This window comes from Paenibacillus sp. VCA1, from assembly GCF_031583795.1.
Classification (GTDB): Bacteria; Bacillota; Bacilli; order Paenibacillales; family Paenibacillaceae; genus Paenibacillus_AQ; species Paenibacillus_AQ albilobatus.
Genome location: NZ_JAVLSX010000007.1, coordinates 376,421 through 400,204, shown reverse-complemented (window position 1 = coordinate 400,204; position 23,784 = coordinate 376,421). Strand labels below are relative to the sequence as shown.

Annotated in this window: 24 protein-coding genes; 20 read left to right on the top strand and 4 right to left on the bottom strand. The window is 44.9% G+C overall.

What is annotated here, in order from left to right; genetic code table 11:
* Positions 1-6: 6 nt before the first annotated feature.
* The 8 genes from RJP21_RS18475 to RJP21_RS18440 all read left to right on the top strand — a co-directional run bounded on the left by RJP21_RS18475 (position 7) and on the right by RJP21_RS18440 (position 10,339).
* Positions 7-693, top strand: coding sequence for a response regulator transcription factor (locus RJP21_RS18475; RefSeq protein ID WP_310860589.1), 687 nt, complete (start codon positions 7-9; stop codon positions 691-693).
* A gap of 4 nt (positions 694-697) precedes the next feature.
* Positions 698-2,134 (top strand): sensor histidine kinase, encoded by a 1,437-nt coding sequence (locus RJP21_RS18470; protein WP_310860588.1) that lies wholly within the window; start codon positions 698-700, stop codon positions 2,132-2,134.
* Positions 2,131-2,916 (top strand): hypothetical protein, encoded by a 786-nt coding sequence (locus RJP21_RS18465; protein ID WP_310860587.1) that lies wholly within the window; start codon positions 2,131-2,133, stop codon positions 2,914-2,916. Before RJP21_RS18470 ends, RJP21_RS18465 begins: the two co-directional genes overlap by 4 nt.
* 297 nt (positions 2,917-3,213) lie before the next feature.
* Positions 3,214-4,080 (top strand): carbohydrate ABC transporter permease, encoded by an 867-nt coding sequence (locus tag RJP21_RS18460; RefSeq protein ID WP_310860586.1) that lies wholly within the window; start codon positions 3,214-3,216, stop codon positions 4,078-4,080.
* 60 nt (positions 4,081-4,140) lie between these two features.
* Positions 4,141-4,977 carry a carbohydrate ABC transporter permease gene (locus tag RJP21_RS18455; protein WP_397386242.1) on the top strand — a complete coding sequence of 279 codons (837 nt, stop codon included), beginning with the start codon at positions 4,141-4,143 and terminating at the stop codon, positions 4,975-4,977.
* A 185-nt stretch (positions 4,978-5,162) separates the two neighbouring features.
* The gene (locus tag RJP21_RS18450) at positions 5,163-6,281 is read left to right on the top strand and encodes an efflux RND transporter periplasmic adaptor subunit (RefSeq protein WP_310860584.1); all 1,119 of its coding nucleotides are present in this window, start codon (positions 5,163-5,165) and stop codon (positions 6,279-6,281) included.
* Positions 6,282-6,288: 7 nt separating this feature from the next.
* Positions 6,289-7,650 (top strand): ABC transporter substrate-binding protein, encoded by a 1,362-nt coding sequence (locus tag RJP21_RS18445; RefSeq protein WP_310860583.1) that lies wholly within the window; start codon positions 6,289-6,291, stop codon positions 7,648-7,650.
* A gap of 178 nt (positions 7,651-7,828) precedes the next feature.
* Positions 7,829-10,339 carry a hypothetical protein gene (locus tag RJP21_RS18440; RefSeq protein WP_310860582.1) on the top strand — a complete coding sequence of 837 codons (2,511 nt, stop codon included), beginning with the start codon at positions 7,829-7,831 and terminating at the stop codon, positions 10,337-10,339.
* Between the two features lie 143 nt (positions 10,340-10,482).
* Here RJP21_RS18440 and RJP21_RS18435 read toward each other — a convergent pair whose 3' ends face one another.
* Positions 10,483-10,977, bottom strand: a complete 495-nt coding sequence (locus RJP21_RS18435) for a DinB family protein (protein ID WP_310860581.1) — start codon at positions 10,975-10,977, stop codon at positions 10,483-10,485.
* A 183-nt stretch (positions 10,978-11,160) separates the two neighbouring features.
* Here RJP21_RS18435 and RJP21_RS18430 point away from each other — a divergent pair, with 183 nt between their 5' ends.
* From RJP21_RS18430 to RJP21_RS18415, 4 genes are all read left to right on the top strand, one after another.
* On the top strand, positions 11,161-11,571 hold the full coding sequence (locus RJP21_RS18430; protein ID WP_310860580.1) for a MerR family transcriptional regulator: 411 nt from the start codon (positions 11,161-11,163) through the stop codon (positions 11,569-11,571).
* 1 nt (position 11,572) lies between these two features.
* Positions 11,573-12,334 carry an SDR family oxidoreductase gene (locus tag RJP21_RS18425; protein ID WP_310860579.1) on the top strand — a complete coding sequence of 254 codons (762 nt, stop codon included), beginning with the start codon at positions 11,573-11,575 and terminating at the stop codon, positions 12,332-12,334.
* Positions 12,335-12,584: 250 nt separating this feature from the next.
* On the top strand, positions 12,585-12,725 hold the full coding sequence (locus tag RJP21_RS18420; RefSeq protein WP_310860578.1) for a hypothetical protein: 141 nt from the start codon (positions 12,585-12,587) through the stop codon (positions 12,723-12,725).
* 359 nt (positions 12,726-13,084) lie between these two features.
* Positions 13,085-13,729, top strand: a complete 645-nt coding sequence (locus RJP21_RS18415; protein ID WP_310860577.1) for a flavin reductase family protein — start codon at positions 13,085-13,087, stop codon at positions 13,727-13,729.
* A gap of 165 nt (positions 13,730-13,894) precedes the next feature.
* Here the strand turns inward: RJP21_RS18415 and RJP21_RS18410 are convergent, their stop codons facing one another.
* A complete protein-coding gene (locus RJP21_RS18410; RefSeq protein WP_310860576.1) occupies positions 13,895-15,073 on the bottom strand; it encodes an MFS transporter in 1,179 nt (392 codons plus the stop codon).
* Between the two features lie 80 nt (positions 15,074-15,153).
* On the opposite strand from RJP21_RS18410, the gene yeiL reads away from it, so the two are divergent.
* Positions 15,154-15,825, top strand: a complete 672-nt coding sequence (gene yeiL, locus RJP21_RS18405; RefSeq protein ID WP_310860575.1) for a transcriptional regulator YeiL — start codon at positions 15,154-15,156, stop codon at positions 15,823-15,825.
* A 114-nt stretch (positions 15,826-15,939) separates the two neighbouring features.
* Here the strand turns inward: yeiL and RJP21_RS18400 are convergent, their stop codons facing one another.
* Entirely contained in the window at positions 15,940-16,419 is a 480-nt protein-coding gene (locus tag RJP21_RS18400; protein ID WP_310860574.1) for a GyrI-like domain-containing protein, read from the bottom strand.
* Between the two features lie 112 nt (positions 16,420-16,531).
* On the opposite strand from RJP21_RS18400, the gene RJP21_RS18395 reads away from it, so the two are divergent.
* From RJP21_RS18395 to RJP21_RS18380, 4 genes are all read left to right on the top strand, one after another.
* The gene (locus tag RJP21_RS18395) at positions 16,532-17,494 is read left to right on the top strand and encodes a helix-turn-helix transcriptional regulator (protein WP_310860573.1); all 963 of its coding nucleotides are present in this window, start codon (positions 16,532-16,534) and stop codon (positions 17,492-17,494) included.
* A gap of 186 nt (positions 17,495-17,680) precedes the next feature.
* Positions 17,681-19,066, top strand: a complete 1,386-nt coding sequence (locus RJP21_RS18390; protein WP_310860572.1) for an amino acid permease — start codon at positions 17,681-17,683, stop codon at positions 19,064-19,066.
* Between the two features lie 261 nt (positions 19,067-19,327).
* The gene (locus RJP21_RS18385; RefSeq protein ID WP_160043919.1) at positions 19,328-19,747 is read left to right on the top strand and encodes a DUF1259 domain-containing protein; all 420 of its coding nucleotides are present in this window, start codon (positions 19,328-19,330) and stop codon (positions 19,745-19,747) included.
* A gap of 51 nt (positions 19,748-19,798) precedes the next feature.
* Positions 19,799-20,221 carry a DUF1259 domain-containing protein gene (locus RJP21_RS18380; RefSeq protein ID WP_310860571.1) on the top strand — a complete coding sequence of 141 codons (423 nt, stop codon included), beginning with the start codon at positions 19,799-19,801 and terminating at the stop codon, positions 20,219-20,221.
* A 155-nt stretch (positions 20,222-20,376) separates the two neighbouring features.
* Here the strand turns inward: RJP21_RS18380 and RJP21_RS18375 are convergent, their stop codons facing one another.
* On the bottom strand, positions 20,377-21,288 hold the full coding sequence (locus RJP21_RS18375; RefSeq protein ID WP_310860570.1) for a helix-turn-helix transcriptional regulator: 912 nt from the start codon (positions 21,286-21,288) through the stop codon (positions 20,377-20,379).
* A 100-nt stretch (positions 21,289-21,388) separates the two neighbouring features.
* Between RJP21_RS18375 and RJP21_RS18370 the strand changes: the two genes are divergently transcribed.
* The 3 genes from RJP21_RS18370 to RJP21_RS18360 all read left to right on the top strand — a co-directional run bounded on the left by RJP21_RS18370 (position 21,389) and on the right by RJP21_RS18360 (position 23,758).
* Positions 21,389-21,853, top strand: coding sequence for a VOC family protein (locus RJP21_RS18370; RefSeq protein ID WP_310860569.1), 465 nt, complete (start codon positions 21,389-21,391; stop codon positions 21,851-21,853).
* 76 nt (positions 21,854-21,929) lie between these two features.
* A complete protein-coding gene (locus RJP21_RS18365) occupies positions 21,930-23,111 on the top strand; it encodes an MFS transporter (protein ID WP_310860568.1) in 1,182 nt (393 codons plus the stop codon).
* Between the two features lie 77 nt (positions 23,112-23,188).
* The gene (locus RJP21_RS18360; protein WP_310860622.1) at positions 23,189-23,758 is read left to right on the top strand and encodes a YdeI/OmpD-associated family protein; all 570 of its coding nucleotides are present in this window, start codon (positions 23,189-23,191) and stop codon (positions 23,756-23,758) included.
* Positions 23,759-23,784: the final 26 nt, after the last annotated feature.

Below are 23,784 nucleotides of genomic sequence, written 5' to 3'. Positions count from 1 at the left end.
ATCCGAGTGAACAAGCAGATTTTAATCGTAGAGGATGACATACATATTTCAAATATTATCAAGATGAATTTGAATATCGTAAACTACGAAACGGTCCAGGTTTATGACGGACTGGCGGCGCTCGAAGCCGTTCAGAATAGACAGAACCAGGGAAGCGGCTCCTCCGCCAGACAGTTTGATCTAATTATAATGGACGTGATGATTCCCGGGATGGATGGGTTTCAATTGATGGATCGGATTCGTCCGCTGGGAATACCGGTTATTTTTCTGACTGCCAAGAATGCGGTGTTTGACAAGGTCAACGGCCTAAAACTGGGAGCGGACGATTACATGGTCAAGCCGTTCGATGCGATTGAGCTGTTGGCTCGTATTGAAACCGTGATGCGCAGGTACGGGAAAGAAGAGCAACTCATTCATTTTAAAGGGATCAAAGTCAACCTGGATAAGCGGGAAGTCACCGTAAGCGGGGAAAAGGTGGAGTTGACACCTAAGGAATATGATCTGCTCGTCGTTTTACTGAAGAACAAAAATATTGCGCTCTCCAGAGAGCAGATTCTGGATAAAGTGTGGGGGTTCGATTATTTCGGTGAGACCCGAACCATTGACACGCATGTCAAAGCGCTGCGCAAAAAGCTTCATCTGCAGGACAACATTCATACGGTCTATAAGATCGGCTACCGTTTAGAGGATTAGGGCTATGAAATTTTGGCAGAAGATTTGTTTATTTTCCATTCTCACGTTTGTCGTAATCTTCAACATCGCCTCGATAATGGTCATAGAACGCAATCACAACCAAATGCTGCAGCAGGAAATAGGCAATGCCTTAAGTGAAAATATGAGCATTCATTCCAGTGTAAATGGAGTTATTCCCATTCTGAACTTGTATGACAGTATCGATTATGAGAAGACGGTACTCACGAATATTGCGACAGGATTTGTGAATAAGAACCAAGAACAGAACGTCTACATCCAGATCACGGAAGGCAGCCGGATCGTGTACAGCAATACGAATTTTACAATGCCCCAGAGCCGTAAGGAACTGATTCGACTGACCGCTGATGAAATTCGGTATATTCTTCGTGATATCGGCAAAAGGACACTGCTGTTTACCTCAAATCTCGCGCCCATTAACGGCAAATATTACGTGTTCACCTATATTAAAGACGTGACGCCTCTTTATGATGAGCGCATGAATCAATACAGCTTTTTCTTCAAGGTGGATGCAAGTGCTATTATTCTGTATGCACTCGTCATGTTCCTGATCAGTAAAGGGCTGACAAAGCCAATTGACCGGATGATCCGTATGGCGAAGGTTATTGCGCAAGGCAGATTCTCGGAACGCGTTAAGTTGAAATCACGTGATGAGATCGGCATGCTGGGTGCGAACTTCAATGAGATGGCTGAAGTCGTCGAAGAGAAAATCAATGAGCTCGAAAGAAACAACAATGAGAAAGAGCGCTTTATCCAGAGCATTACGCATGAGCTGAAAACACCGCTCACTTCGATTATCGGTTATGCGAATTTTTTAAGAATGACGAAGGTGGGAGAGGAAACACTGTTGGATGGTCTGAATGTCATCTATTCCGAAGCAAAGAGACTCGAGCACCTTTCATTTAAATTGATGGATCTGATTCTGCTCAGGCAAGGCCATACAGAACTAAGAACGGTCAACATGAAGAATGTGATCCGGGAGGCGGAGGCTTCCTTGCAAATAAAAGCCGCGGATAAGCATCTCCGGCTCATTACCCGTTGCGTGGATGGAGATGTGCGGATGGATCCCGACTTAATCAAAGTCCTGATCTACAACCTCGTGGACAACGCGATGAAAGCATCAACCGAAGCGGGAACGATCACGCTGCAATCACAGGCAGGGCAAGGGGGCTATACGCTTGAAGTTATTGACCACGGGATCGGTATTCCTGAGGAGCATCTGGCAAACCTGTTTGAGCCGTTTTATATGGTAGACAAAGCTAGAACCAAAAGTCAGCATGGTGCCGGGCTGGGACTTTCCATCTGTCAAAGCATCGCAGAATTGCACGGTGCCAGGTTAGAAGTGGAGAGCCAGCTGGGAGAGGGAACCACCGTGCGTGTTAGGTTCCCGCTTCAATATAAAGGGGGGGGCGAGCCGGAATGAAACGGTCGTTTCTAATTGCCGCATATCTATGTACGATCTGCGTTCTAAGCGGGTGCGACGGCTTCTATCAGGCGATCGAGAAAGACACCGTCATGGTAAAACATATCGCCAATGATTCTGATGCCAAATTGGCGGAATATAACGGCATGCTGTCGCAAGAAACAGTAACAAGATTAAGTATTAATGCGGTTAATAAATATTATCATCTGAAGCTGACTTCGGATCAGGTGAAAATCGGAATCTATTCCATGTCTCAGAAAGAGCTGGAGAACCTATTAGCTATGAAGAAAGGGAACTATAAAAACTATGAAAACTTTAAAGCAGCTGGAGAACGGGAAAAGAAAGCTTTAAAAAGAATCGGGAAGAGGATCACTCAGCTTACAGATGGCCTTACATTTGTCAGTTTTCAGGGCAAAACCGATCAGAGTGGATTCGAGGTGCTCATGAACCCCAAGGACGGTAAAGTGGAAAGCATCATGCAGCGTGGTGCGGAATATTTTAATGATGCAACGGGCAGCGATATTTCAAAAGTTATTCCCAAAGGACTCTCGGGCGAAGAAATGGTCCGGAAGGCCGAGAAGTATCTTGAACAGATCGAAGGTACAGCAGCATCCGCGTATCAGTTGGACTACCAATACTCGTATGGGACTACACAAGAATTGTATTATCGAAGCAAGGAACCCGATGTCGGCGAGCTCAGACTTGTGATGGATACCAATGCGGGAGAGTTCATTGGGTTCGACAAGGATAACTTGAGCGAAATGTGGTTCTACAACAATTGACATTAGCGGTTCATAGGCAAAGCTGGATTCCACAGCGCGAGTGAGAAAAAGAAATACATGATCCCCAAAATGGGGAGATCAATGAGGCTGGGTCTGATGATCGGCCTTTTTTTTGTATGTCATTATTGAATTGAATATCATTCTGCAGGCCAATTTTTACAATTTCATCACAACTCGACCCGACTTCCAATATATGCGTGCCATAAGATAGCTTTGTGCTGCTGAGATGAAATATCGAATGTAGATAAGTTAATCCGTACACCTTTAGCAGCAGGTCATGAAAGGATGAAGACAACGATGAAGAGATGGCTCCGCAAAGATGCTTCGGCAGCCATGATGTTCCTTGTGCCTAGTGGCGTCGGATTTTCCGTTTTTTACCTGATCCCGTTTGTCATGGGAGTATTTTATTCCTTTATGGACAGTACGGTGGGTGGGCATTTTGTTGGATTCGACAATTACCGCGAACTGCTTGCGAGCGGTTCCTTCCGTAAGGCGGCATCCAACACGTTTTATTTCAGTGCGGTTAGCGTTCCGCTTATGCTTGCACTCTCGCTGGGCCTGGCAATGCTTTTGAACCAAAGTGCATATCTTCGAAGATGGCTGCGGACCGCCTATGTGCTGCCGCTGGTCGTACCCGTGGCTTCGATCGTTATGATCTGGCAGATCCTGTTCGATTGGAACGGTTCTCTGAACGCCTGGCTGAGCCATTTCGGGGGAGCTCGCGTGGATTGGATGAAGACGGATTCGGCCCGAATTGTCGTCATCGTCGTGTATTTATGGAAAAACATCGGCTACAACGTGATTTTATTTTTGGCCGGACTGCAGCAAATTCCGAAAGACTATTACGAAACCGCCCAAATCGAGGGGGCAGGGCGTTTACGGCAGTTTAGAAGCATCACGTTGGTATATCTAACCTCCACGATGTTCTTTGTCGTCATCATGTCGATCATCAATTCGTTTAAAGTATTCCGGGAAACGTATCTGATCGCAGGGGATTATCCGCATGACAGCATCTACATGATGCAGCACTATATGAACAACATGTTCATGTCACTCGACATTCAGAAGTTGACTGCTGCGGCGACCTTAATGTTCGGCTGCATTCTGCTGATTGTCATGGGACTATTCATGCTTGAACGCAGGCATCGGCAATACATGGAATAGGAGGTGAGAGAAAACGTGCCGATTGCCAAAGTTTTGCGAAAAATTTCATTAACGTTCGTCATGAGCGTTATTGCCATCCTATTGCTGCTTCCGATTGGGGTCACATTCGTCAATTCGCTGACGACAGAAAAGGAAATAGAAATCAATTATGGAGCCATAGGGCAGAAGAATGATGTGGCTGCAGCCGGGAAAACAATGCCATTCGTCAATTTGAAATTGTTGCCGGACAAAGTATCTTTGGAGCAGTATGGCAAGGTGCTCGTGGACAACCCGAAATATTTGACGATGTTTTGGAACTCCGTAGGAATGGTTGTGCCGATCATTGCCGGACAGACTTTTGTGGCGGCGCTCGCAGCATACGCGTTCTCCAAGCTGAAATTCCGCGGCAGGGATCCTTTGTTTCTAATCTATGTTATAACCATGCTCATGCCGTTTCAGGTCACGCTGGTTCCGAACTATATCATGGCGGATCAGCTTGGGATGCTGAATAGTCCGAGTGCCATTATATGGCCCGGCATTTTCGCGGCATTCGGCGTATTTATGCTTAGGCAGTTCATGCTGGATATTCCTTATGCTTATATCGAAGCGGCTAAAATAGACGGAGCCGGACATTTGCGGATATTTTTCAAAATCATCGTCCCGATGATCAAACCGGGACTGGCGGCGCTCATTATTTTATTGTTCGTCGATTACTGGAATATGGTCGAGCAGCCGCTTATTTTTCTGGACGACCCGTTCAAGCAACCGCTGTCGGTTTTTTTATCCAGAGTCACCGACGGGGATCGAGGAATTGCTTTTGCGGCATCCATGCTTTATATGGCTCCGATGGTGCTGTTGTTCCTATATGCGGAATCGTATTTCATTGAGGGTATTCAATTGTCAGGCATCAAAGGTTAATGAACGCGAAGCTGAATGTTTTCAATGGAAGTCAGGCTTTAACGAAGCCAAGAGCCTACGTGGCAGCTTTCTTTTGGGTATTTTAGCCAGCGCTTACGATGCAATCTTTCCTGCAGAAAGGTTTTAGGAGGAGAAAGACGGATATGGAGTTAGGAAAAGAGCCGTCCGACCGAAGACGCAAACGCATGATTCAAATCGCATTTATTCTTTTTGTGGGGGTGCTTCTGTTTTTTACCTTGTTCAGCAATACGCTGCGGTCGCTCACCCTGCCGAAAGTAGGGACGGAAAAGCCGACCAGAGGAAGCCTTACTTTTAAGATCGGGGGCAGCGATATCCTTCAACCGCTGGACGAAGTGAAACTGTCGAACCCTGCCGGCTGGAAGGTTCAAAAGATTCTCGTCAAAGAAGGAGATTTCGTCAAAAAGGGGCAAAAGCTAATCCTCTATGACAGCAAGGCGGCGGAGCAGGAGTTAAATGCTGAAATCACAAACCTGGAAAAATTAAAAATCGAGCAGCAGAACACTCAAGATCAGTACATCCTCTCGGCGATGGAGGAGGACGAGCTGAAACTTCGAAATGCAAAGCGGGACATTGAAAAGGGAAAGCTTGAAATCGCATTGTATGAACAAAAAATTAATGGGATGAAAGATCTTCTAACCAGCCAAAAGCAGCTGACCGCTCCGTTCGATGGGATTGTTACAAAACTAAATGCGATTGAAGGGTTCACCTCGGCGGGAGACCCGGATGTGACTGTATCGAACGGCAGCCTGGGTTACCGGATGAATATTCCTGTCGATGCCAAGCTTTTGTCCAGCTTAGGGATAAAGGTAGGGGAGAAGATCGAGGTCGAAGTGGATACAGCCCAGGGTCAACAAGCAAGGGTATTGAGCGGAACGATTGCGGAAATCGCGAATGCAGAGCCGCTTCAAGGCAGCTCAGCTGCTGAAGAGGCGGAGAAGAGTGCGGCGATCCCTCAGAAGACGCTTCGCATCAAGGTTGTTGACTCAAAATTGAAAGGAGGCGAGCAGGCATCGATTAAACTCGAGAGACGCTCACTCCATGAGGGATTCCTTGTTTCCAATAAAGCGATCCATCAGGACCGTGAGGGAACGTATATCTTCAAAGTCGAAGAACAGCCGGGGGCATTCGGCAATGTCTTTGTTGCTCGCAAAGTCCGGATTGCCTCCAGTGAGACGAATGAAGCGGTAACGATGATTCAATCCGAAAATATTTTCGAGGACGACCAGATTATTTTAGAAAGCAGCGAGCCTTTACAAGACGGCAACCGTATTCGGTTGCAATAGTCAAGCATTGAAGGAAGAAGAAACAATAGGAGGTTATACGATGAAGAAGTGGTTTTTGATGATGATAGTAGGCGCTTTAATGATAACAACAACTGCATGCAGTTCCGGAAGCAGCGGGAAAGAGAAACAGACCACCAAAGAAGGAAAGACCGTTATTACGTTATCTCTGCAAGAATCGAGCCCATTCTACGAGATCTTAAAAAAGAAGTTTGAAGAGAAGTACCCGGATATCGACCTGCAGATCAAATCCTATAAGAACGCAGGCGAACAATGGGGCAAGGGCGAGTATGAAAAATACGTAAAAACGACGAATACGGCCCTGTTATCAGGGAAAGGCGCGGATATCATCGAAATAAGCGGATTGCCTGTGGAAGAATATGTGAGCAAGAAGATGCTTCTCGACATGAAAGATTTAATGGATCAGGATCAAACGCTGGATAAGAACGATGTACAAATGAAAGTATTAGAGTCTTTGAAATCAAAAGGCGGTATGTATACGATCCCTGCCGGTTTCGGGATAGCAGCATTCGTAGGTGATGGGAACGTGTTGAAGAACTCCACGGTAAAGATCGACGATAAGAGCTGGAGTTGGAATAACTTTGAGGAGATCTCGAAGCAGCTTATTCAACAAGCAAGGAAGAGCGGCAGCAAACAACTTTATGCCTTGGCGAATTACCCGCCGGATATGACACTCGAGGAAATGGTTGTAGAAAATTACGCGCAGTTCGTCGATGGCGAGACGAAAAAAGCAAAGTTCGACTCTCCCGAATTCGTGGAACTGATGCAGCAGATCCGAAACATGTACGAAGAAAAGGTCATGACCGCAGATCAAGCTGAAATGGGTCATCAGTTGTTTTCTTCCGCTTCTTTATTGTCGCCGGGAGACTTGATCGACGTCTTATATTCATCCTTCGAAAATCCGGTACTGCTGCAAAAGCCGCATACGGGGCAATCCGAAGGAACGCGGATTTTTCCCTTAACCGAATTTGCGATCCCGGCCAATTCTCCGGTGAAAGACGAAGCGTGGAAGTTCATTTCCTTCTTATTATCCGACGAGGCGCAATCGCTGCAAGATCGAGAAGGCTTTTCCCTGCTTGCATCTGTGAACGACAAAAAAATAAAAGAGCTTCAGGAAAAAGTGAAAAGCGGAACCTATAAGCTACCGGACGGTAAAAAAGCCAAGATATCGGACGATGCATTTACGGAGTTCAAACAATTCGTTCATAGTGCGTATCGATATGTGAAAGTGGATAGCAGAGTCATTCCGATTATAGGCGAAGAGTCCGCAACCTTTTTTAATGGGCAGAAGTCCGCAGAAGAAGTCGCGAAGTTGATCCAGAACCGAGTAACAACCTATTTAAACGAATAGGAAAAACGGAAACGAAAAGAAGCGGCCCACCTTCGTGCGCTGCTTTTTTCTAAAAGTAACATGAAAGATAAATTTCAAAGGCTTAACATTCCACATCTTTCGAAACAATTTGCGTTACACACGGTTTGTCTTCTGAGAAAAGATTGTCGATAAACAGGTTCAACAGGGAGGGCAAGTTATGCTCAAGCCAATAAGGAACTGTGCTGCAGTTTTGCTCAGCTCAGCGATAATAAGTCAAACGATTGCACCTGGAGCGCATACAGCACAGGCAAGTGTTCCATCCAATAACAAATCAACGGCGGCAGCTGTATTCACGCTGGAAAGCCTCGGATCCATAGCTTTGAAGAGCCATGTCAGCGTCAAGTTGACGAATATCGACATGTTCGCGCAGCCGAGCGGAAACATCCTAATCTATACACTTAGCTATAACAATGATACCGCGGGCAATGTCGCTCTCATCGATTATTTTTCCAAAGTAACTACACCGGGTGGTACGGTTGTGCAAGGAAAACCTATCACGAGGGATGCAGCCATAAAAACAGTTCCCGCCAAGAGCAGCCAAACCGTAACTTATTATGTCAACATCGGCAAGGCCGCCAAAGTAAACGGAGTAAAAGTATCTGTATACAGCTTCGACTTCAGCAGCGCCAATTATCAAAAAAGGCTGGGCGTTTTTACCATTCCAACTCATTATTCAACTGTCGTTCCTGAAGGACAAAGCCGGAAAATGATGATAAATGATCTACCTGTAACTGCGAAAGCGGAAAGTCTGCAACAGATTCAAATGAACGGAAAAGTATATTTGAAGGCAGGCATCAGTTTTGCGAATTCGGGTACAAAAGTGCTAAGTGATCCCGGTTATAAAGCATACCTGAAGTCTTCCGGCGGCTCGGTATTTGATCTCAAACTGGATGATGCCAGCAGCAATTACGCAGTGCAGCCGCAGGAGAAAAAAATGATCTATTATCTGGCAGAGGTTCCTTCCTACTTGAAAACAAAAAATATGATACTGCAATTAGCGCAGGAAGACCCAACTTTGAAAGTGAATTTGCCGATTCAATCCTTTAGTCTTCCAACCGTCACCGTACTAGATTCAGCGGTACCCAATTATGCCGTCAAGAAAATACTCATTGCCAATAATACAGTAGAGACGCAGCTCAAGAGCGCCTCTGTTTATCCGGAGAATGATTTCGCGAAATGGAGTTTGAAGTTTCGAATGAAAAATCTCGGCAATAAATCTGTAACGCTGCCCGCTTACGAACTCGTCGTCAAGGCCGCCGAAGGTTACAGCATTCCGGTGGATGCAAAGGCGCTTGCCAACTTAACCTTAAAGCCTCTGGAAGAGAAAATCATTGATTTCAGCGCGGACGTGCCGTTAAAGGTGAACCAAGACAAGCTGCAGCTGCAAGTAAGCGAGCCACCGGCGCCCGATAAAGTCATTTTCCCGATAGCACGTTACATGATCCCCTATTCCATGGAAAATGGCGGCAAAATGGGAATAGAAAACTTGTTTGAAAACAGTCACGGGACATTTGCGGTCAAGCTCGACTCCTTCCAGCGGATGCCATGGCAAGATGGCGATCAAATTGCAGCTAAAATCAGCATTCGCAATACATCGTCCCATGCCGTTCAGATGCCCAAACTCAAAGCTTTGGTCAAAGCGGGAATGAGCGACCTCAGCGGCACAGCCCAGATCGTGGCTGCAAATGGATTTACGGCTCTCGCTCCGAATGAATCGGCGGAGATGTACGTGCTTGCAGGCGTTCCTTTTTCCTATAACTTTAACCAATTAAGGATCATCCTGCAGGAGATTTCAGGAGATGAAGTCACGACGTTCATCTCATTGAATACGAATGACCTCAACAATGTGATGAACAACGTGGATGCGGGCGGTTCCTTCCATATTGATATCCCAGGCAAAAAAGCAGAAGTTCGCGAACGACGGACAACCGTTTATGGCGACAGCGGATCGAATGTAATATACACGGAGTTGGAAATGGTGAACAAAGAATCCCGGCAATCGAAACCGGCACAGCTTGTTGCCTATTACAAAACGCCTGACAATCAATACTATGAAGCTAAGGTGAATCAATCGTCCAATTCAACAGGTCCGGAGGGCAAAAGTTTGGTAACCGTTTGGAGCAAACTTCCGCAGAACGTGAATGCTTCAGAGCTTAAGCTTTATCTTGGCGAGGGCGTAACCGAAGGTAAACTGACGGATGTTGGCGATACATCAACAGGATATATCAATATGGTTGGGCTATCCCTTAACGTTACCCCAATCAAGCCATCGATTCTAAACAGCTTGGATCTTTTCCCTTACAACCTGTCGATTGTAAATGCGGTTAGTACGGCTACTGAAGGGAAGGATACGCTGGATACAGTTATCCATTATAACTTATCCAAGAACGAAGAATACGAAACAGGTACTTACGAGCATAAGCTTGTGTTGGAACTCATTGACCCTTATGGAGAATCCATGGAAAAAACTTTGGTTCTTGGGACGGATTGGACGATTGGTAATGGTAAATCTTACGAAATGTCCTTCAATAACAAACTCCGCAAAATATATGGTGGGACCGTTCGAATAAACCTGTACGATGAGTTCCAAAACCGAAGAATTTTACTGGGGAGCCAAGCTTATCCCATAACTTACGTAAAAGCGCCAAACGACGCAAATCAAGAGTGATAGGGTACTTTGATCTATCGGTAGGGGCCACTTCTTCAAGCAGATCTCTGTCTTGAAAAAGTGGCCCCTGTTTTATTTACCTAAAAGGCGGCATATTGGCATATTCGCCTTTTGCCCTGCGAGTGTTCTGCGCAACCAATCCGCTAGTTTTGCTCGTCGGCGGAGGGACCATACATCCCCGGCACCGGAATATCAAGAAGCCGATAATAAACCCCAAGCTGCGCCCGGTGGTGAACCATGTGGCTTATTCCGAAAGTGCGAAGCGCGAGTGCCCGCGGTTGGCGGAGGATGATATGGTCGCCATGTCGCAAAGTCCATTCCTCGCCGAGTGCATTTTCGTCGCATTCATCTAACAGCTTTTCAAGCTTGACGACGTTCGCGTCGAACTCCTCCAGCACGTCTTCGCGTCTTTCCAAAGCCTCCCGCCGAGACGGCACGGTCGAAAGATCTAATTCCGCGGAAAGAAAAATTGCGACTTGCCAGTTCAGCAGATTGATCAGGTGCGTCGCCAACCCGCCCAAAGTCATCGACTTGTCGTGCGGTTTCCAGTTCATGTGTTCATCAGGCAGGCGCTCCAATACGCGGCGCGTAGTGGCGAGCTCATGTTTGGCATCTCCGAAGATCAGTTGTTTCACCATAGATTCCCTCCCCTTCGTTATAAGGCAAGCATACTATAAACCTAATTGACTGAAAAGGCTTTATTTGCTTAAAATGCAAACTTCACGGATTAAGAGATTTATTCTTTTTCTGTTGACTTAAACCATGGTTTAAGTCGTATCATATTCCTGTCGACACGTTAAGAAAAAAATGGAGGCCTCCAGATGAAATATTGTTCCATTAGCGAAGCTTCAGCTAAATTCAATATTCCGGAATCAACGTTACGTTATTATGAAAAAAAAGGTCTGCTGCCATTAATCGAGCGTGATGACGCGGGGAGGCGGTTGTTTTCAGAAGACCAAATGACGCTCCTCGAGATCATCATTTATTTAAAAAACACGCACATGTCAATAAATGATATCAAGCAGTATGTGGATTGGGTCGTGGAAGGCGATGACACCACCGAACTCCGGCTTGAAATGTTGAAAAATCACAAACAAGCGGTACAAGCTGAAATGTCGTTAATGCAAGAAGCCTTAAAAGGAATTGACGTTAAAATCACACGCTACATCAAACGTATCGAGAAAAGGAAAGAAGCAAGACAAACTGAAAAAATAATCGAAAAGAGGAGTTAGTATGAAACTTTCGGGAAACACGATTCTCATTACCGGAGGCGGTTCCGGAATCGGGCTGGCTTTTGCCGAGCGCTTTATCAAGGCCGGGAATAAAGTCATTATTTGCGGCCGGCGCGAACATGTACTCCAAGAAGCGAAAGAAAAATTCCCCAACCTTATTACGCGTGTCTGTGATCTGGATATTGAATCCGAACGTGTAGCTTTGTTTGACTGGGTAACGGCAAACTATCCGGAAGTGAATGTGCTGGTTAACAACGCAGGCATCCAACAACGATTTAATGTATTAAAATCAGATGCGAAGCGGAATTGGAGTTATTTTCGAAAAGAAATCACAACCAACATTGAAGCGCCTTTCCATCTCGTTATGCTGTTCGCTCCATTTTTTGCTACAAAAGAAGAGGCGACGATCATTAACGTCACATCCGGGTTGGCTTTTACGCCGTTTGCGATTGCTCCGATATACTCGGCATCCAAAGCGGCGCTTCATTCATTTACAATGAGCCTAAGACACCAACTTTCCGAAACGTCTGTAGAAGTCATTGAGGTCGCTCCTCCGGCAGTGAATACGGATTTAGGCGGAGCGGGGTTGCATGTCCAGGGAGAACCATTGGATGCCTTCACCGATGGAATTTTCAAAGGATTAGAGGAGGGGCAAAAGGAAATTGGATATGGTTCTTCCGCGAACCGTTTACGCATGTCACGCGACGAAATCGACCAATATGTAGAAAATATGTATAACGCCACAAAAAGCACGATCGAATAACTTCTGACGTCCCAAATGTAAAAAAGCAAGCTCGCTGCTTTGTCGGCGAGTTTTTTTTCGCAGTTCTTCAACCTTGATTCGATTGATTGCTTGAAAGTGCTTTCGCACCCTGCACGTAACTATAATCAAATACGGCGTCCGGTTCGTTATTCGTGATCTCCCGCACAGAAGAATTGTTGATATCTGGATTCAGCGCCAGGGTATGAAAACAAGGTCAGGCGCACAAGTTATGTAAGGGGGTGAACGTCAAATGACTGGAAGAAACAACAAGCCGAAAAACGACGGACCTGCCTCTTCGCCGGGACGGCTGGATCAATTCGGTGAAAAGCTGACAGAAGACAATGGGAATAAACCGATGAACCCTGGTAAAAACGGCGGAAAAAGCTGCTGAGTAAAGAGCTTAACTTTTCCTGCTTAGAGAAATCCCGTAAAGAAACGGCCCCATTAAACGGCAGTCGTTTCTTTTTGCATCATGATCACCAGCCTTATCATAAACTCGACCTACATAAAATTCTAAAGCACATGGCGTGATTTCAAGAAGGGGTAGCACAAGGGTTAGGCGGAATATGCCTAGCCCGATTTTCATTTCGTCAAGAATGGGTCCTCCACAATATCTTTATCTTGCGATCATATTCGCGAAAGCCAATCAGGCATAAATATGCGTGTTATACTCTTGAAGACAACAACGGGTTGCCGATCTCGCATGATGAACCATAAGAAATCATTTCAAGAGAAGGAGCGTCGTTTGAAATGCATAAAGTTATAGAGCCTAAAATTCTTTACTTTGGTACTCCTGTCGTTCTTATAAGCACATTAAACGAAGACGGTTCCGCTAATTTAGCACCCATGTCCTCCGCATGGTGGTTAAACCAGTCTTGCATGCTCGGAATGAGCCGCAAATCGAAAACGGTGCAAAATCTTATCCGTGAGCAAGAGTGCGTCTTGAATCTTCCATCGGCGGATCTTGTTGGCGCCGTAGACAAACTTGCTTTGCTTACCGGCGCAAATCCTGTGCCCGAGACCAAAATGCAGCGGGGATACAGCTACGAATCCGATAAGTTCGGCACGGCCGGACTCACCCCGGAGCCTTCCGATTTGGTCAAAGCACCCCGCGTGGCGGAATGTCCCGTTCAGTTAGAGGCCTCACTCATTAAAGTACATGATTTCGGTGAACCCAGCAGTCTGGTCTCGATCGAGGTAGCCGTCACCAGAGTGCATATTGATGAAAAGCTGTTAATGACGGGGGAGCAGAATTACATTGATCCTGAAAAATGGAACCCGCTGATTATGAACTTCTGTGAATATTTCGGATTAAGCGGTAAACTGCATCCCTCCAGATTGGTACCGGTATTCGGTCCGCCATCCCGCGAGGAAGGTTCGCGAGCCTTGAGCTAAGATGGAGCTGCATCAAAATCAAAAAAGCCGGATTCGTTTATTAACGAGCCGACTTTTTTGGTTTAAGATCCTTTTATACCCTTGATGGTGGTTATTTACGTCCTGCATTTAAAAATTAGGGCGGGTGGCATGCTTGTTTATTGCGCTGCTTTTCCTTTTTGTTGATCACTTGTTTGTCTCCATTTGTTCACCCGCTTGTTGGTCTAATTTCCGGTAAACGAGGGCAAGCAGCATTGAAGGAATAGTACAAACAATCATCCCGATAAAAGCGTATCTTGGCTCGATTTCGTACAAATAACCGCCGAAAATCGTAAAGACCGCCGTGCTCCAGCTCAGTGCTAGTGCGGAATACATTCCTTGAGCATTCGGAATTTGCGTAGGAGGCATATTTTTAAACAAATATTTCATAAAGGCATAATGCCCCATCGCAAAAGAGCAGGCATGCAACGCTTGCGAGATACAGAAGACGACCACGTTCGGAAAGGCAAAGACGAGTATCCAACGCAAGGTTGAACCAAGCGCCGCAAACGCCAACAAGGATCCAACCGAAAATCGTTGAAAGCTCCGGTCTGCAATCAGAAAAAAGATGATTTCCGCGATGACGGCAATGTTAATGATGACGCCGATCAAATATTTGGGTGCATGGATTTCCTGCAAATAAATATACCCGTAGTTGTAATAAGAAGCGTGCGCCGCTTGCAGCAATATGACGATCATAAGCACGATGCCGAAGTGTTTAACGCGAAACAATTGCAGCATGCCGAGTTTTTTGCTTCGATTTGCCGGCGGTTTTTCGCTTAAAATAACGGGGGCACGCATGAAATTAAGACAAACGAGCACCAACATGCCAAGCAGCAGCGCCCATAAAATCACCTGATCTCCCAGCGCTCCCGTAAATACGGTTAAAATCATGCCGGAAACGACAAAGCCGATGGAACCCCAGGAGCGGCTTTTCCCGTAGTGTTTTAATTGCTTGTTTTGTACCAGGATGCCGGCCGCGCTATCCAATGCAGGCATCAAAGCCGGATAAAACAAATGCAGCAGCAACGTGGCTGCAAGCAAGCCGGCAAAAGAATTCGCCGGAATATAACATAATATGGCGATCAGGGTGCCGATGGACATCCCGGTCCGCAAAGTTTTGCTGCTGAATTTGCCTGATAAAAACGGAAAAATGAATAAGGTAGAAAGGCCTCGCGCCACCAATCCCAAACTCATGATCAAACTGGCTTGCGAAACCGAAATTCCTTTGGTATGAATCATCCATCCCGTCCAAAAGGGGAGGAAAATCCCCCAAGTGATAAAGAAACTAAAAAACTGTCTGCTCATCCAACGTTGCGAATTCATTTTTATTCCCTCCAATGTTTTGCATCTTATCATGGAGAGTCGTACAATAATATGAGATATCTCATCTTTTGGAGTGGGTTATGGAAATTTACAGAAGCGAGAAAAGGCAGCGTTATTTGGAGGAAGCTTCGATTGGGCATTTATTTTCCTTTCCGATCGAAGAGTTTATGGAAGTGCATAAATATGAACGCGGTGAATGGATTATTCAGGAAGGCAAGCGGCCGGATTTTTTGTTTTACGTCATCGAAGGTAAAGCGAAAATTTATGTGACGCATCATAACGGAAAGGTTTCCTTATTAAACTTCGTCCAGCCGAAGGATTATATCGGGGAAATGGAATTATTAAATCAGACTTATTATTCCAAAGGGATTCAAACTTCTACCGAAACCGTTTGTATTGCGATCCCTTTTCATGCTTGCCGCACAAAAATGCTGGAGGACGCGAAGTTTCTGCGCGAACTTGCCAAGTTTTTAAGCATCAAATCGACGCAAATGGCTGCAAAGTATGCGCAAAGCCGCTCTTTCCCGCTTGAAAACCGGCTTGCGGACTTTATTTTGCAAACGGCCGATGGAGAGATGTATAAGGAGAAGCACGTCACCGTCTGTGATTTTTTAGGCGTCACCTATCGCCATTTGCTATATGTACTTGCGCAGTTTTGCGATAAGGGATATTTGCAAAAGGATGGGCGTCACTATCGCATTCTGCAGCCCAACGCGCTGAATAAACTTGCAGGCATGTTAACGAATGAATAACGAGAGCGAGCAGCTAACAATTCAGAAAGTTCCATGCGAAATCCGTTGAAAAAAAGGAACAGCACCCTCAAATTGGATGGAGAGGTGCTGTTCGTTCGTAACCGCAGTATTTCTTTATTTTCTAACAACAGGAATCCACATTTCGCCAACGACGTCGCCGTTTCGCTGACCCATCTCAACCGTTGCATTTGGCCCGCCGACATAGGCAAAATCCTTTGCTTCCGGCAGCACTTGGCCAAAGGCAATGCCGGCAAGCGTGTTACTCAACTCTTCGGAAGTCTTCGCTTCTCCTTTAACCACGAGGTATTCTCCCTTCGGGAATTGAATGATTCTTGATGCTTCGGGTAGCGGTGCCTCCGTCATGACGCCGGCATAATACATCATTTTGTTATTCACCGCTTCGTTCACGGCAAAAATGTATTCATTTGCGGCGATGGATTTTAAAGTGTCCAGTCTTCCGTCTTGTTCGACGGCCGACCAAAAGTCTGCTTTTTCCTTGTTTATGCCGGCATAGTCCGTGTAATGGCTTTTAAGCTCCGTTCCAATGCCCAAAACGGTAAAGCTGTCTTTTTCCTCAAGCGTAAAATTTGCCATATTCAAAACCTTCCTTTTTTTTTTGAATTTATCAAATGATTTGTCTTTTCACTTGATGGGTTTATAATAGCTTTTAATCATGTCAAAAAATGATACTGTTTAGGGGGTTCCGATGAAAAAAGTTGAACGGATTAATATCATCATGCGGTATATCAACAACCGCGCCCACTTTACCATTTCTGAAATTATGCGGGAATTTAACATTTCGCGTTCGACAGCGGTTAGGGATATTAGAGAAATTGAAGCCATGGGGATGCCGCTTGTCGCAGAAGTGGGGAGGGATGGGGGGTATTTTGTGATGAACAACTCCGTCCTGCCCACGGTGCGTTTTACCGATACTGAAATCAAGGCTCTTTTTATTGCTTTTATGGCCACAAGAAACCAGCAGCTCCCTTATCTAAAAAGCCGCCAGTCTTTGGCTGAAAAATTGCTGGGCCTCATCTCGGAAAACCAGCAGGATGACCTTGTTCTTTTAAATCAAATTTTGCTGTTTGAAGGGACCAACCCGAATAATCCCGACCTGCTTGATTTGTCGGACCTGCCCCATCCCATGTTGGAAAAACTGATCCAAATCCTTCTTGTGGACAGCTATTTATTGATTACGATCGAAGAAGAGAAGGTAGTCAAGTCCTATTCCATTTATCTTTTGCATCTTTATCGCGAAAAAAGCTTATGGCATATTGAAGGCTTTGACTTGGAGGAAGAGCGGAGACGGATTTTTCCTGTCGACAATCTCACCGATGTCAAACCATACCCAGTGAAACATAGATTAAGCAAAAAAAAGATTCTAGAAATACTAAGTATGAAAGATGAAGTCACTAATCTTGTCCTTGAACTTGGTCCAAAGGCGATTGCCCAATTCAAAAAATACCATCCTATAAAAGTTTCCATTTCCTATACGAATCCTTACCAAACGACAGCTGTTCTAAAGACTTTTATTAATGTGAATCACTCCGAAGAATTGACCGAAATAACAAATTGGCTGCTTTTTCTCGGCGAGGATGTCAAGGCTAGGGAAGTGCCGGAAGAAGTCTTAAAAGGTATACAAGATAGGCTATGCATATTCCGCCCTTAAGCCGTGCGGGTGAAACCCAAATCGTTTTGAATTTACCCGGATGCTCCTTGAATGTTTTCCAAATGAAGAGGATTGTTTTCATGCGTACAAGATAATACAATTAGAGTAGCGCTTACAAAACCAAAAAAGTAATCAATTGCGACTTATCCAATGAACAGCGAAGAGAGCAGCAGAGGGGGAAACTGCATGAAAAACAACGAATTAAAGAGAGGGCTCAGAGCTCGTCATATTCAGATGATTGCTTTGGGCGGCACCATCGGTGTCGGGTTATTTATGGGCTCTGCAAGCACGATCCAATGGACGGGTCCATCGGTGATGCTTGCGTATGCCATTGTAGGGATTTTTATCTTTTTTATTATGCGCGCCATGGGGGAAATGCAGTACGTAGAGCCGAGCACGGGATCATTTGCAACCTTTGGCCATAAGTACATTCATCCATTGGCAGGGTATATGACGGCTTGGAGCAACTGGTTTCAATGGGTGATTGTCGGGATGTCGGAGATCATTGCCGTTGGGACGTACATGAAATATTGGTTTCCGGATTTGCCGGCTTGGATTCCAGGAATCGTCGCCATGGTGATTCTCGGGGCAGCCAATCTATTTTCCGTGAAATTATTTGGCGAATTTGAGTTTTGGTTTGCGATGATTAAAATCGTCACCATCATATTGATGATTGTTGCTGGGGTTGGCCTTATTTTCTTCGGGATCGGCAACGGAGGGGCTCCGGTCGGATTTTCCAACCTGTGGCAGCATGGAGGCTTTTTCACCGGTGGATGGTCTGGCTTTTTCTTTGCCCTCGCGCTGGTGGCCGGGGCCTACCAAGGCGTTGAACTCATCGGAATTACAGCAGGAGAGGCAAAGAACCCGCAAAAAACGTTAATGAGCGCTACGCAAAGCATTATTTGGCGGATTTTGATCTTTTACATTGGCGCGATTTTTGTGATCGTAACGGTTTACCCTTGGAATCAATTGCAAGCCGTCGGCAGCCCGTTCGTTGCAACGTTTGCGAAAATCGGCATCACGGCAGCGGCGGGGCTCATCAACTTTGTCGTCATCACCTCTGCCATGTCAGGTTGTAACAGCGGGATATATAGCGCAGGACGCATGCTTTATACATTAGGAGTCAATGGACAGGCGCCGAAGGTATTTACGAAATTGTCCCGTAACGGCGTGCCTCTGCTGGGAACGATTGGCGTACTCGTAGGATTGGGCATTGGCGTAATCTTAAGCTACATCGCACCGAAAAACTTGTTTGTGCACGTGTACAGCGCCAGCGTACTTCCCGGTATGGTACCGTGGTTTGTCATTCTAATCAGTCAGATCAAATTCAGAAAAGTCAAAGGAGACGCAAATCATCCGTTCAAAATGCCTTTTGCCCCGCTGACCAACTATGTAACCATCGCCTTTTTGCTGATGGTCCTGGTTGGAATGTGGTTAAACGATGAGACGCGCATCTCCCTTTTGATCGGCATCGTTTTCTTAGGCATCGTTGTGATTAGCTATTACGCTTTTAGGGTCGGCAAGGCGGTTCCCATAAGCGATCAAACAACTTCCGAACATCGCAGCAGATGAATCGGGCGGCAAACGTCCGGTAGAATAAACTATAAACATCCCACTCTCGCCGGAGAAATGGGATGTTTTTTATTTTCAAATATTCGGATCAGAAGAAAGAGGCTCCTTGTCGCCCTATGTTTTATAAAAAAATCGTATTGTTTAAGAGCTCATTCCGCCTAGGCCATCTTGCAATTAGTTTTTAAAATACGAACAGCCATCCAAGTCCTTTCATATCTTTCGTCATAGAATGAACCGAGCATGATGAAAGGGAGGATTCATATGGCGAAACAAGTGAAAGTAAGCCCGCAATTCCAAAAGCTTTGTACTCAATTTGGAAAAATATTAGGAGGCGAATCGGAAGTCGATCAAGGTCCGGTTTGTTTTGTCACGCGGATGACGAACCTCAGAGAAACCATCTTGGGAAGAAGAACGCGATCCCCATTGGTTCAAATGCAAATGTTTTCGTTTGAATCTCTGGATAAGTCGGGACGCGCGCTTTGTTTGGGTGAGACTGCCGTACACCAAAATCAGGTCAATCGATTGATGTCGAATCTCCGTAAACGCGGGATAAAAGTGACTGCGGTCCACAATCACTGGCTGAACGAAAACCCACGGTTGATGTACATGCACTGGGAAGCCAAGATGAATCCTATTGTGTTTGCAAAAAGAACCAAAGAATCCATAGCGTTCTTAGGTTAATGCGGCCCGAATTGAAGGTGTATCGATCATTTAATGAAAGGATGATACTGCATGTCTCAACCAGTGAAAGCAAGTGCCCGCTTTAGAAAAATATGTAATGAATTTTCAGCTATATTAGGTGGAACAGAGCATTCCATTACAAAAGGTCCGGTTTGTTTTGTTACCAGAAATAGAAAGATAAGAGCGTCTGTTTTAGGAAGACGTTCGACATCCCCATTGATCCGTTATCAACTGTTCTCGTTTGAATCATTGGACAGTTCGGGACGCGCGCTCTGCTTAGGGGAAACGGCTCTTTTTCAAAACCAGGTAAATCAATTGCTGACAAACCTCCGTAAAAACGGCATTAAAGTAACCGCCGTTCATAATCACTGGCTGTTTGAGGAACCTCGTCTAATGTACATTCACTGGGAATCGATCGACAACCCCATTGCTTTTGCAAAGAAAGTAAAACGTTCCATCGCTTTCTTAGGGTAGTAGGGATCGTATTATATCCCGCGTCGATGGCAGCTTCTTTGGAATACCCTGGATCATGAATTAGGACTAGACTGCTTCAATCCGTGTTAAGCTCCTCTTATGGTACGAGGCGAAATAATACCTGGTGCTGTAAGGGGATTTTTAAATGCCGGCTTTTAGATGTACTTTTCCATCATTTGATTTAAATAATTTCGAAAGTCTTCAACATATGTTCTCGGCTCTACGATTTTTAAATTTGTACCGAAACCCGCTAAAAATTGAAATCCAATGCTGTTTTGAGGCACATGGATCGTTGCCAGGAAAAATTCGGAATTGCAGTTCTCGATACTCTTACGGCCGTATCTTTCAATGAAATGATCTTTTATGTTGGGCGAAATCAACGCTTTTACAGCGACCAGCTCCGGTTGATAACTCGCATCTTGCTCTTGTACTAACGAATCATCTCTAAGGCTGAATGTTTTTTCATCCAAATGAAGATGATCCATCCGGGACAATTTAAACGTTCTGTATCTCATACGATGCAAACAGAAACCTTTTAGATACCAACTCGTTTCGCTAAAATGAAGCTGATACGGCTCGACCATTCTGTTCGTAATTACGCCATTTTTATCGATATAATCAAATGAAATGAACCTTCTTGCTAATATTGCTTCTTGACACTTCTTCAAGGTTTGACGAATTTCAGTCCGGCCTTCCCAATCATAAAACGACAATCGGATCGAACCTTTCGGAGTCAATGGGCTAACCATGGCTTCTATTTTTTTTATCGTCACTTCAACTTCTTCGCTGATGAGAATTTGTTCCAATCCGCCGAGCGCAGTTAATATATTCTCCAGGTCGGCGCTGCTCAAAAGGCGTTTATCAACCTTGTATTCATCCATAATACCGTAGCCGCCGTTAACTCCGTTGACAGCATAGATGGGGATGTTGGATAAACTCAGCGTTTCCATGTCACGAAGAATCGTTCTTTTGGAAACGTTAAACAATTGTGCGAATTCTTTGGTTGAAACAACATCCTTTTTCAGCAAGATCATGATGATGGATATTAATCTCTCAACCTTTTCCATAGGTTCTCCTTCTTTTTTGCACTTATTTATAAACGGTGACATACAGCTGTCACCTTTTGTTCATTATACTACATTTATACCAAGAAGGAGGTTTTACTTTATGCCAGCGATTGTTTATTTAAACTTTGATGGGAATGCAGAACAAGCGATTGAATTTTATGCGGAGGCTTTAAACGCGATTGAAGTAAAAAAGGTTAAATTTAAGGATTTCCCGCAAGATCCAAATTACCCGTTGCCGGAAAGCGAACTAAACATGATCATGGAGTCTTCAATCGAATTTGCAGGCGGGAAAATCATGATGTCGGATATTTTGCCGTCGATGAAGAGTGTAACGGGCGAGTTGGTTAAAGGCAACAATATACTGATTAGTATCGTTAATGATGATAAACAGGCGCTGGAAAATTACTTTTCCAATTTGTCTGAAGGCGGTTATGTGATCATGCCGTTATCAAATACGCCTTGGTCTTCGTGCTTTGGAATGTTGGTTGATAAGTACGGAGTCTCCTGGAAGTTTAATGGTGACGCAGACAAGTTTCTTGATAACGTCATCTCTAACAAACTGTAACTCACTCTCAAAAATGGTCTTGCAACTGAAGGCCATTTTTTTATTCGTATGACGCAAACTCATGGAGGCGCTATTTATGAAAAACATTCATTCTTCGCTTATCTTTTTTCTGGCTATAGGTATCTTTGGCATCATTACAACCGAAATGGGCATGATCGGCGTTCTTCCCCAAGTCGCTCAAAAATTTGGAATAACGTCTTCACAAGCCGGGTACCTTGTAAGCGTATTTGCTTTTATTGTCGCCATTTCAGGTCCATTCCTGACGTTACTCGCTTCCGGCGTCAATCGAAAAGCGATTTTACTGGCCGCTATCCTTATGTTTGCCGTCTCTAATATTGTGTATGCCTATACTACCAAGTTCGAAGTGATGCTGGCTTTCCGGATTGTTCCTGCTTTTTTCCATCCTATCTTTTTCTCGATTGCGATCGCGACAGGCGCCAGCCTTGTTTCTCCCGAAAGGAGCGGCAAAGCGGTCACCCAAGTATTGGCCGGAGTAACCGCCGGATTTGCTTTTGGTGTGCCGATTACATCCTATCTTGCCGCAAAAATTTCACTCGGAGCTGCATTCCTGTTTGGAGCTGTTGTGAGCGTGATTGCTTTTATAGGCATACTTCTCTGGCTTCCTTCGATGCCTGTTAAGGAAAGAATGTCTTTCGGCAAGCAGCTCGGCATATTGCGCAAACCCCAATTGTGGTTAACGATCTTGATCGTCGTGACGATCTTTACAGCCATGAGTTCTGTGTATAGCTACTTTGCCGAATATCTTGGAGAAGTCACCCATATGAACGGCACATGGATTAGCGTCATGTTGATGGTCTTTGGCGTCACCATGATTGTCGGGAACTTTTTGTTCGGGTTCTTTCTGAACAAAAGCATGACAAAAACGGTCATCTTGTTTCCTCTCGTATATGCGGTCATTTACTTGTGCGCTTATTATTTCGGTTCTTACTTTTTGCCGATGGCGGTCATCGTATTGGTATGGGGAGCCGTGCATTCCGGGGGGCTTATTCTAAGTCAAGGCTTGTTGATGACGGATGCGAAAGAAGCTCCCGAATTCGGGAACAGTTTATTTGTTTCCTTTTCGAATGTCGGCATTACGGTAGGGACATTGATCGGCGGCTGGTTTATTTCTCAGCTGGACGCGCATCGGCTTATCTGGAGCGGTATAATGCTTTTGATGATTGCCTTTCTGCTGATCATGATAAAAATAGCAATTACCAAATCAACGGTCGAGAAAGCAAACATAAACGAACGTTAGAGAGGCAATAACCAAAATAATCAGGCTGGCTAATATGGGGAATGAAATTCATCTAGAAAGGAGCATGGATTTTAATGATGGAAATCGAAAATTTAATTCCAGTACGATCGAGAGAAGACTTGAGGGGTTGGCTGCAGGAAAATGGCCAGATTGAAAAGTTCTGCTGGGTCTTGGTTCGTATGAAGCCTACCCCGGATATGCTGTATTATTTGGACGCGGTCGAGGAAGCGTTGTGTTTTGGTTGGATCGATGGAGTCAAAAAGAAAATTTCGGAAACGGATCTGGCGCAGAGACTGTCTCCCAGAAGTAAAAAAAGTTCATGGACGGAATTAAATAAAGAACGTGTCCGCCGACTTGAAAAGTTGGGGTTGATGAGAGACGAGGGAAGAAAGGTTCTTCCTGATATGGATCTAAATTCTGTTAAAATAGATAAGGAGATAGAGCAAAGGTTAAAAGAAGATAAGCAAGTATATGAGAATTTCTTGGCGTTTCCGGATCTTTATAAAAGAGTTCGGATCGACACGATCCAAAGCATTAAAAATCAACCGGAGTTATTTAAGAGCAGATTAGACAAATTCATAACGAACACGAAAGAAAACAAAATGTATGGTCAATGGAACGATCACGGTCGCCTTTTAAATGATTAAATGAGCTAAAGCCGTTTTTAAAACCT

Coding starts and splice junctions, on each gene's coding strand:
- RJP21_RS18470 (WP_310860588.1), top strand. CDS start 698: ATGAAATTTTGGCAGAAGATTTGTTTATTTTCCATTCTCACGTTTGTC.
- RJP21_RS18370 (WP_310860569.1), top strand. CDS start 21,389: ATGCCAGCGATTGTTTATTTAAACTTTGATGGGAATGCAGAACAAGCG.
- RJP21_RS18425 (WP_310860579.1), top strand. CDS start 11,573: ATGAAACTTTCGGGAAACACGATTCTCATTACCGGAGGCGGTTCCGGA.
- RJP21_RS18385 (WP_160043919.1), top strand. CDS start 19,328: ATGGCGAAACAAGTGAAAGTAAGCCCGCAATTCCAAAAGCTTTGTACT.
- RJP21_RS18375 (WP_310860570.1), bottom strand. CDS start 21,288: ATGGAAAAGGTTGAGAGATTAATATCCATCATCATGATCTTGCTGAAA.
- RJP21_RS18435 (WP_310860581.1), bottom strand. CDS start 10,977: ATGGTGAAACAACTGATCTTCGGAGATGCCAAACATGAGCTCGCCACT.
- RJP21_RS18455 (WP_397386242.1), top strand. CDS start 4,141: ATGAGCGTTATTGCCATCCTATTGCTGCTTCCGATTGGGGTCACATTC.
- RJP21_RS18400 (WP_310860574.1), bottom strand. CDS start 16,419: ATGGCAAATTTTACGCTTGAGGAAAAAGACAGCTTTACCGTTTTGGGC.
- RJP21_RS18380 (WP_310860571.1), top strand. CDS start 19,799: ATGTCTCAACCAGTGAAAGCAAGTGCCCGCTTTAGAAAAATATGTAAT.
- RJP21_RS18395 (WP_310860573.1), top strand. CDS start 16,532: ATGAAAAAAGTTGAACGGATTAATATCATCATGCGGTATATCAACAAC.
- RJP21_RS18440 (WP_310860582.1), top strand. CDS start 7,829: ATGCTCAAGCCAATAAGGAACTGTGCTGCAGTTTTGCTCAGCTCAGCG.
- RJP21_RS18465 (WP_310860587.1), top strand. CDS start 2,131: ATGAAACGGTCGTTTCTAATTGCCGCATATCTATGTACGATCTGCGTT.
- RJP21_RS18420 (WP_310860578.1), top strand. CDS start 12,585: ATGACTGGAAGAAACAACAAGCCGAAAAACGACGGACCTGCCTCTTCG.
- RJP21_RS18365 (WP_310860568.1), top strand. CDS start 21,930: ATGAAAAACATTCATTCTTCGCTTATCTTTTTTCTGGCTATAGGTATC.
- RJP21_RS18390 (WP_310860572.1), top strand. CDS start 17,681: ATGAAAAACAACGAATTAAAGAGAGGGCTCAGAGCTCGTCATATTCAG.
- RJP21_RS18430 (WP_310860580.1), top strand. CDS start 11,161: ATGAAATATTGTTCCATTAGCGAAGCTTCAGCTAAATTCAATATTCCG.
- RJP21_RS18410 (WP_310860576.1), bottom strand. CDS start 15,073: ATGAATTCGCAACGTTGGATGAGCAGACAGTTTTTTAGTTTCTTTATC.
- RJP21_RS18415 (WP_310860577.1), top strand. CDS start 13,085: ATGCATAAAGTTATAGAGCCTAAAATTCTTTACTTTGGTACTCCTGTC.
- yeiL (WP_310860575.1), top strand. CDS start 15,154: ATGGAAATTTACAGAAGCGAGAAAAGGCAGCGTTATTTGGAGGAAGCT.
- RJP21_RS18450 (WP_310860584.1), top strand. CDS start 5,163: ATGATTCAAATCGCATTTATTCTTTTTGTGGGGGTGCTTCTGTTTTTT.
- RJP21_RS18360 (WP_310860622.1), top strand. CDS start 23,189: ATGGAAATCGAAAATTTAATTCCAGTACGATCGAGAGAAGACTTGAGG.
- RJP21_RS18460 (WP_310860586.1), top strand. CDS start 3,214: ATGAAGAGATGGCTCCGCAAAGATGCTTCGGCAGCCATGATGTTCCTT.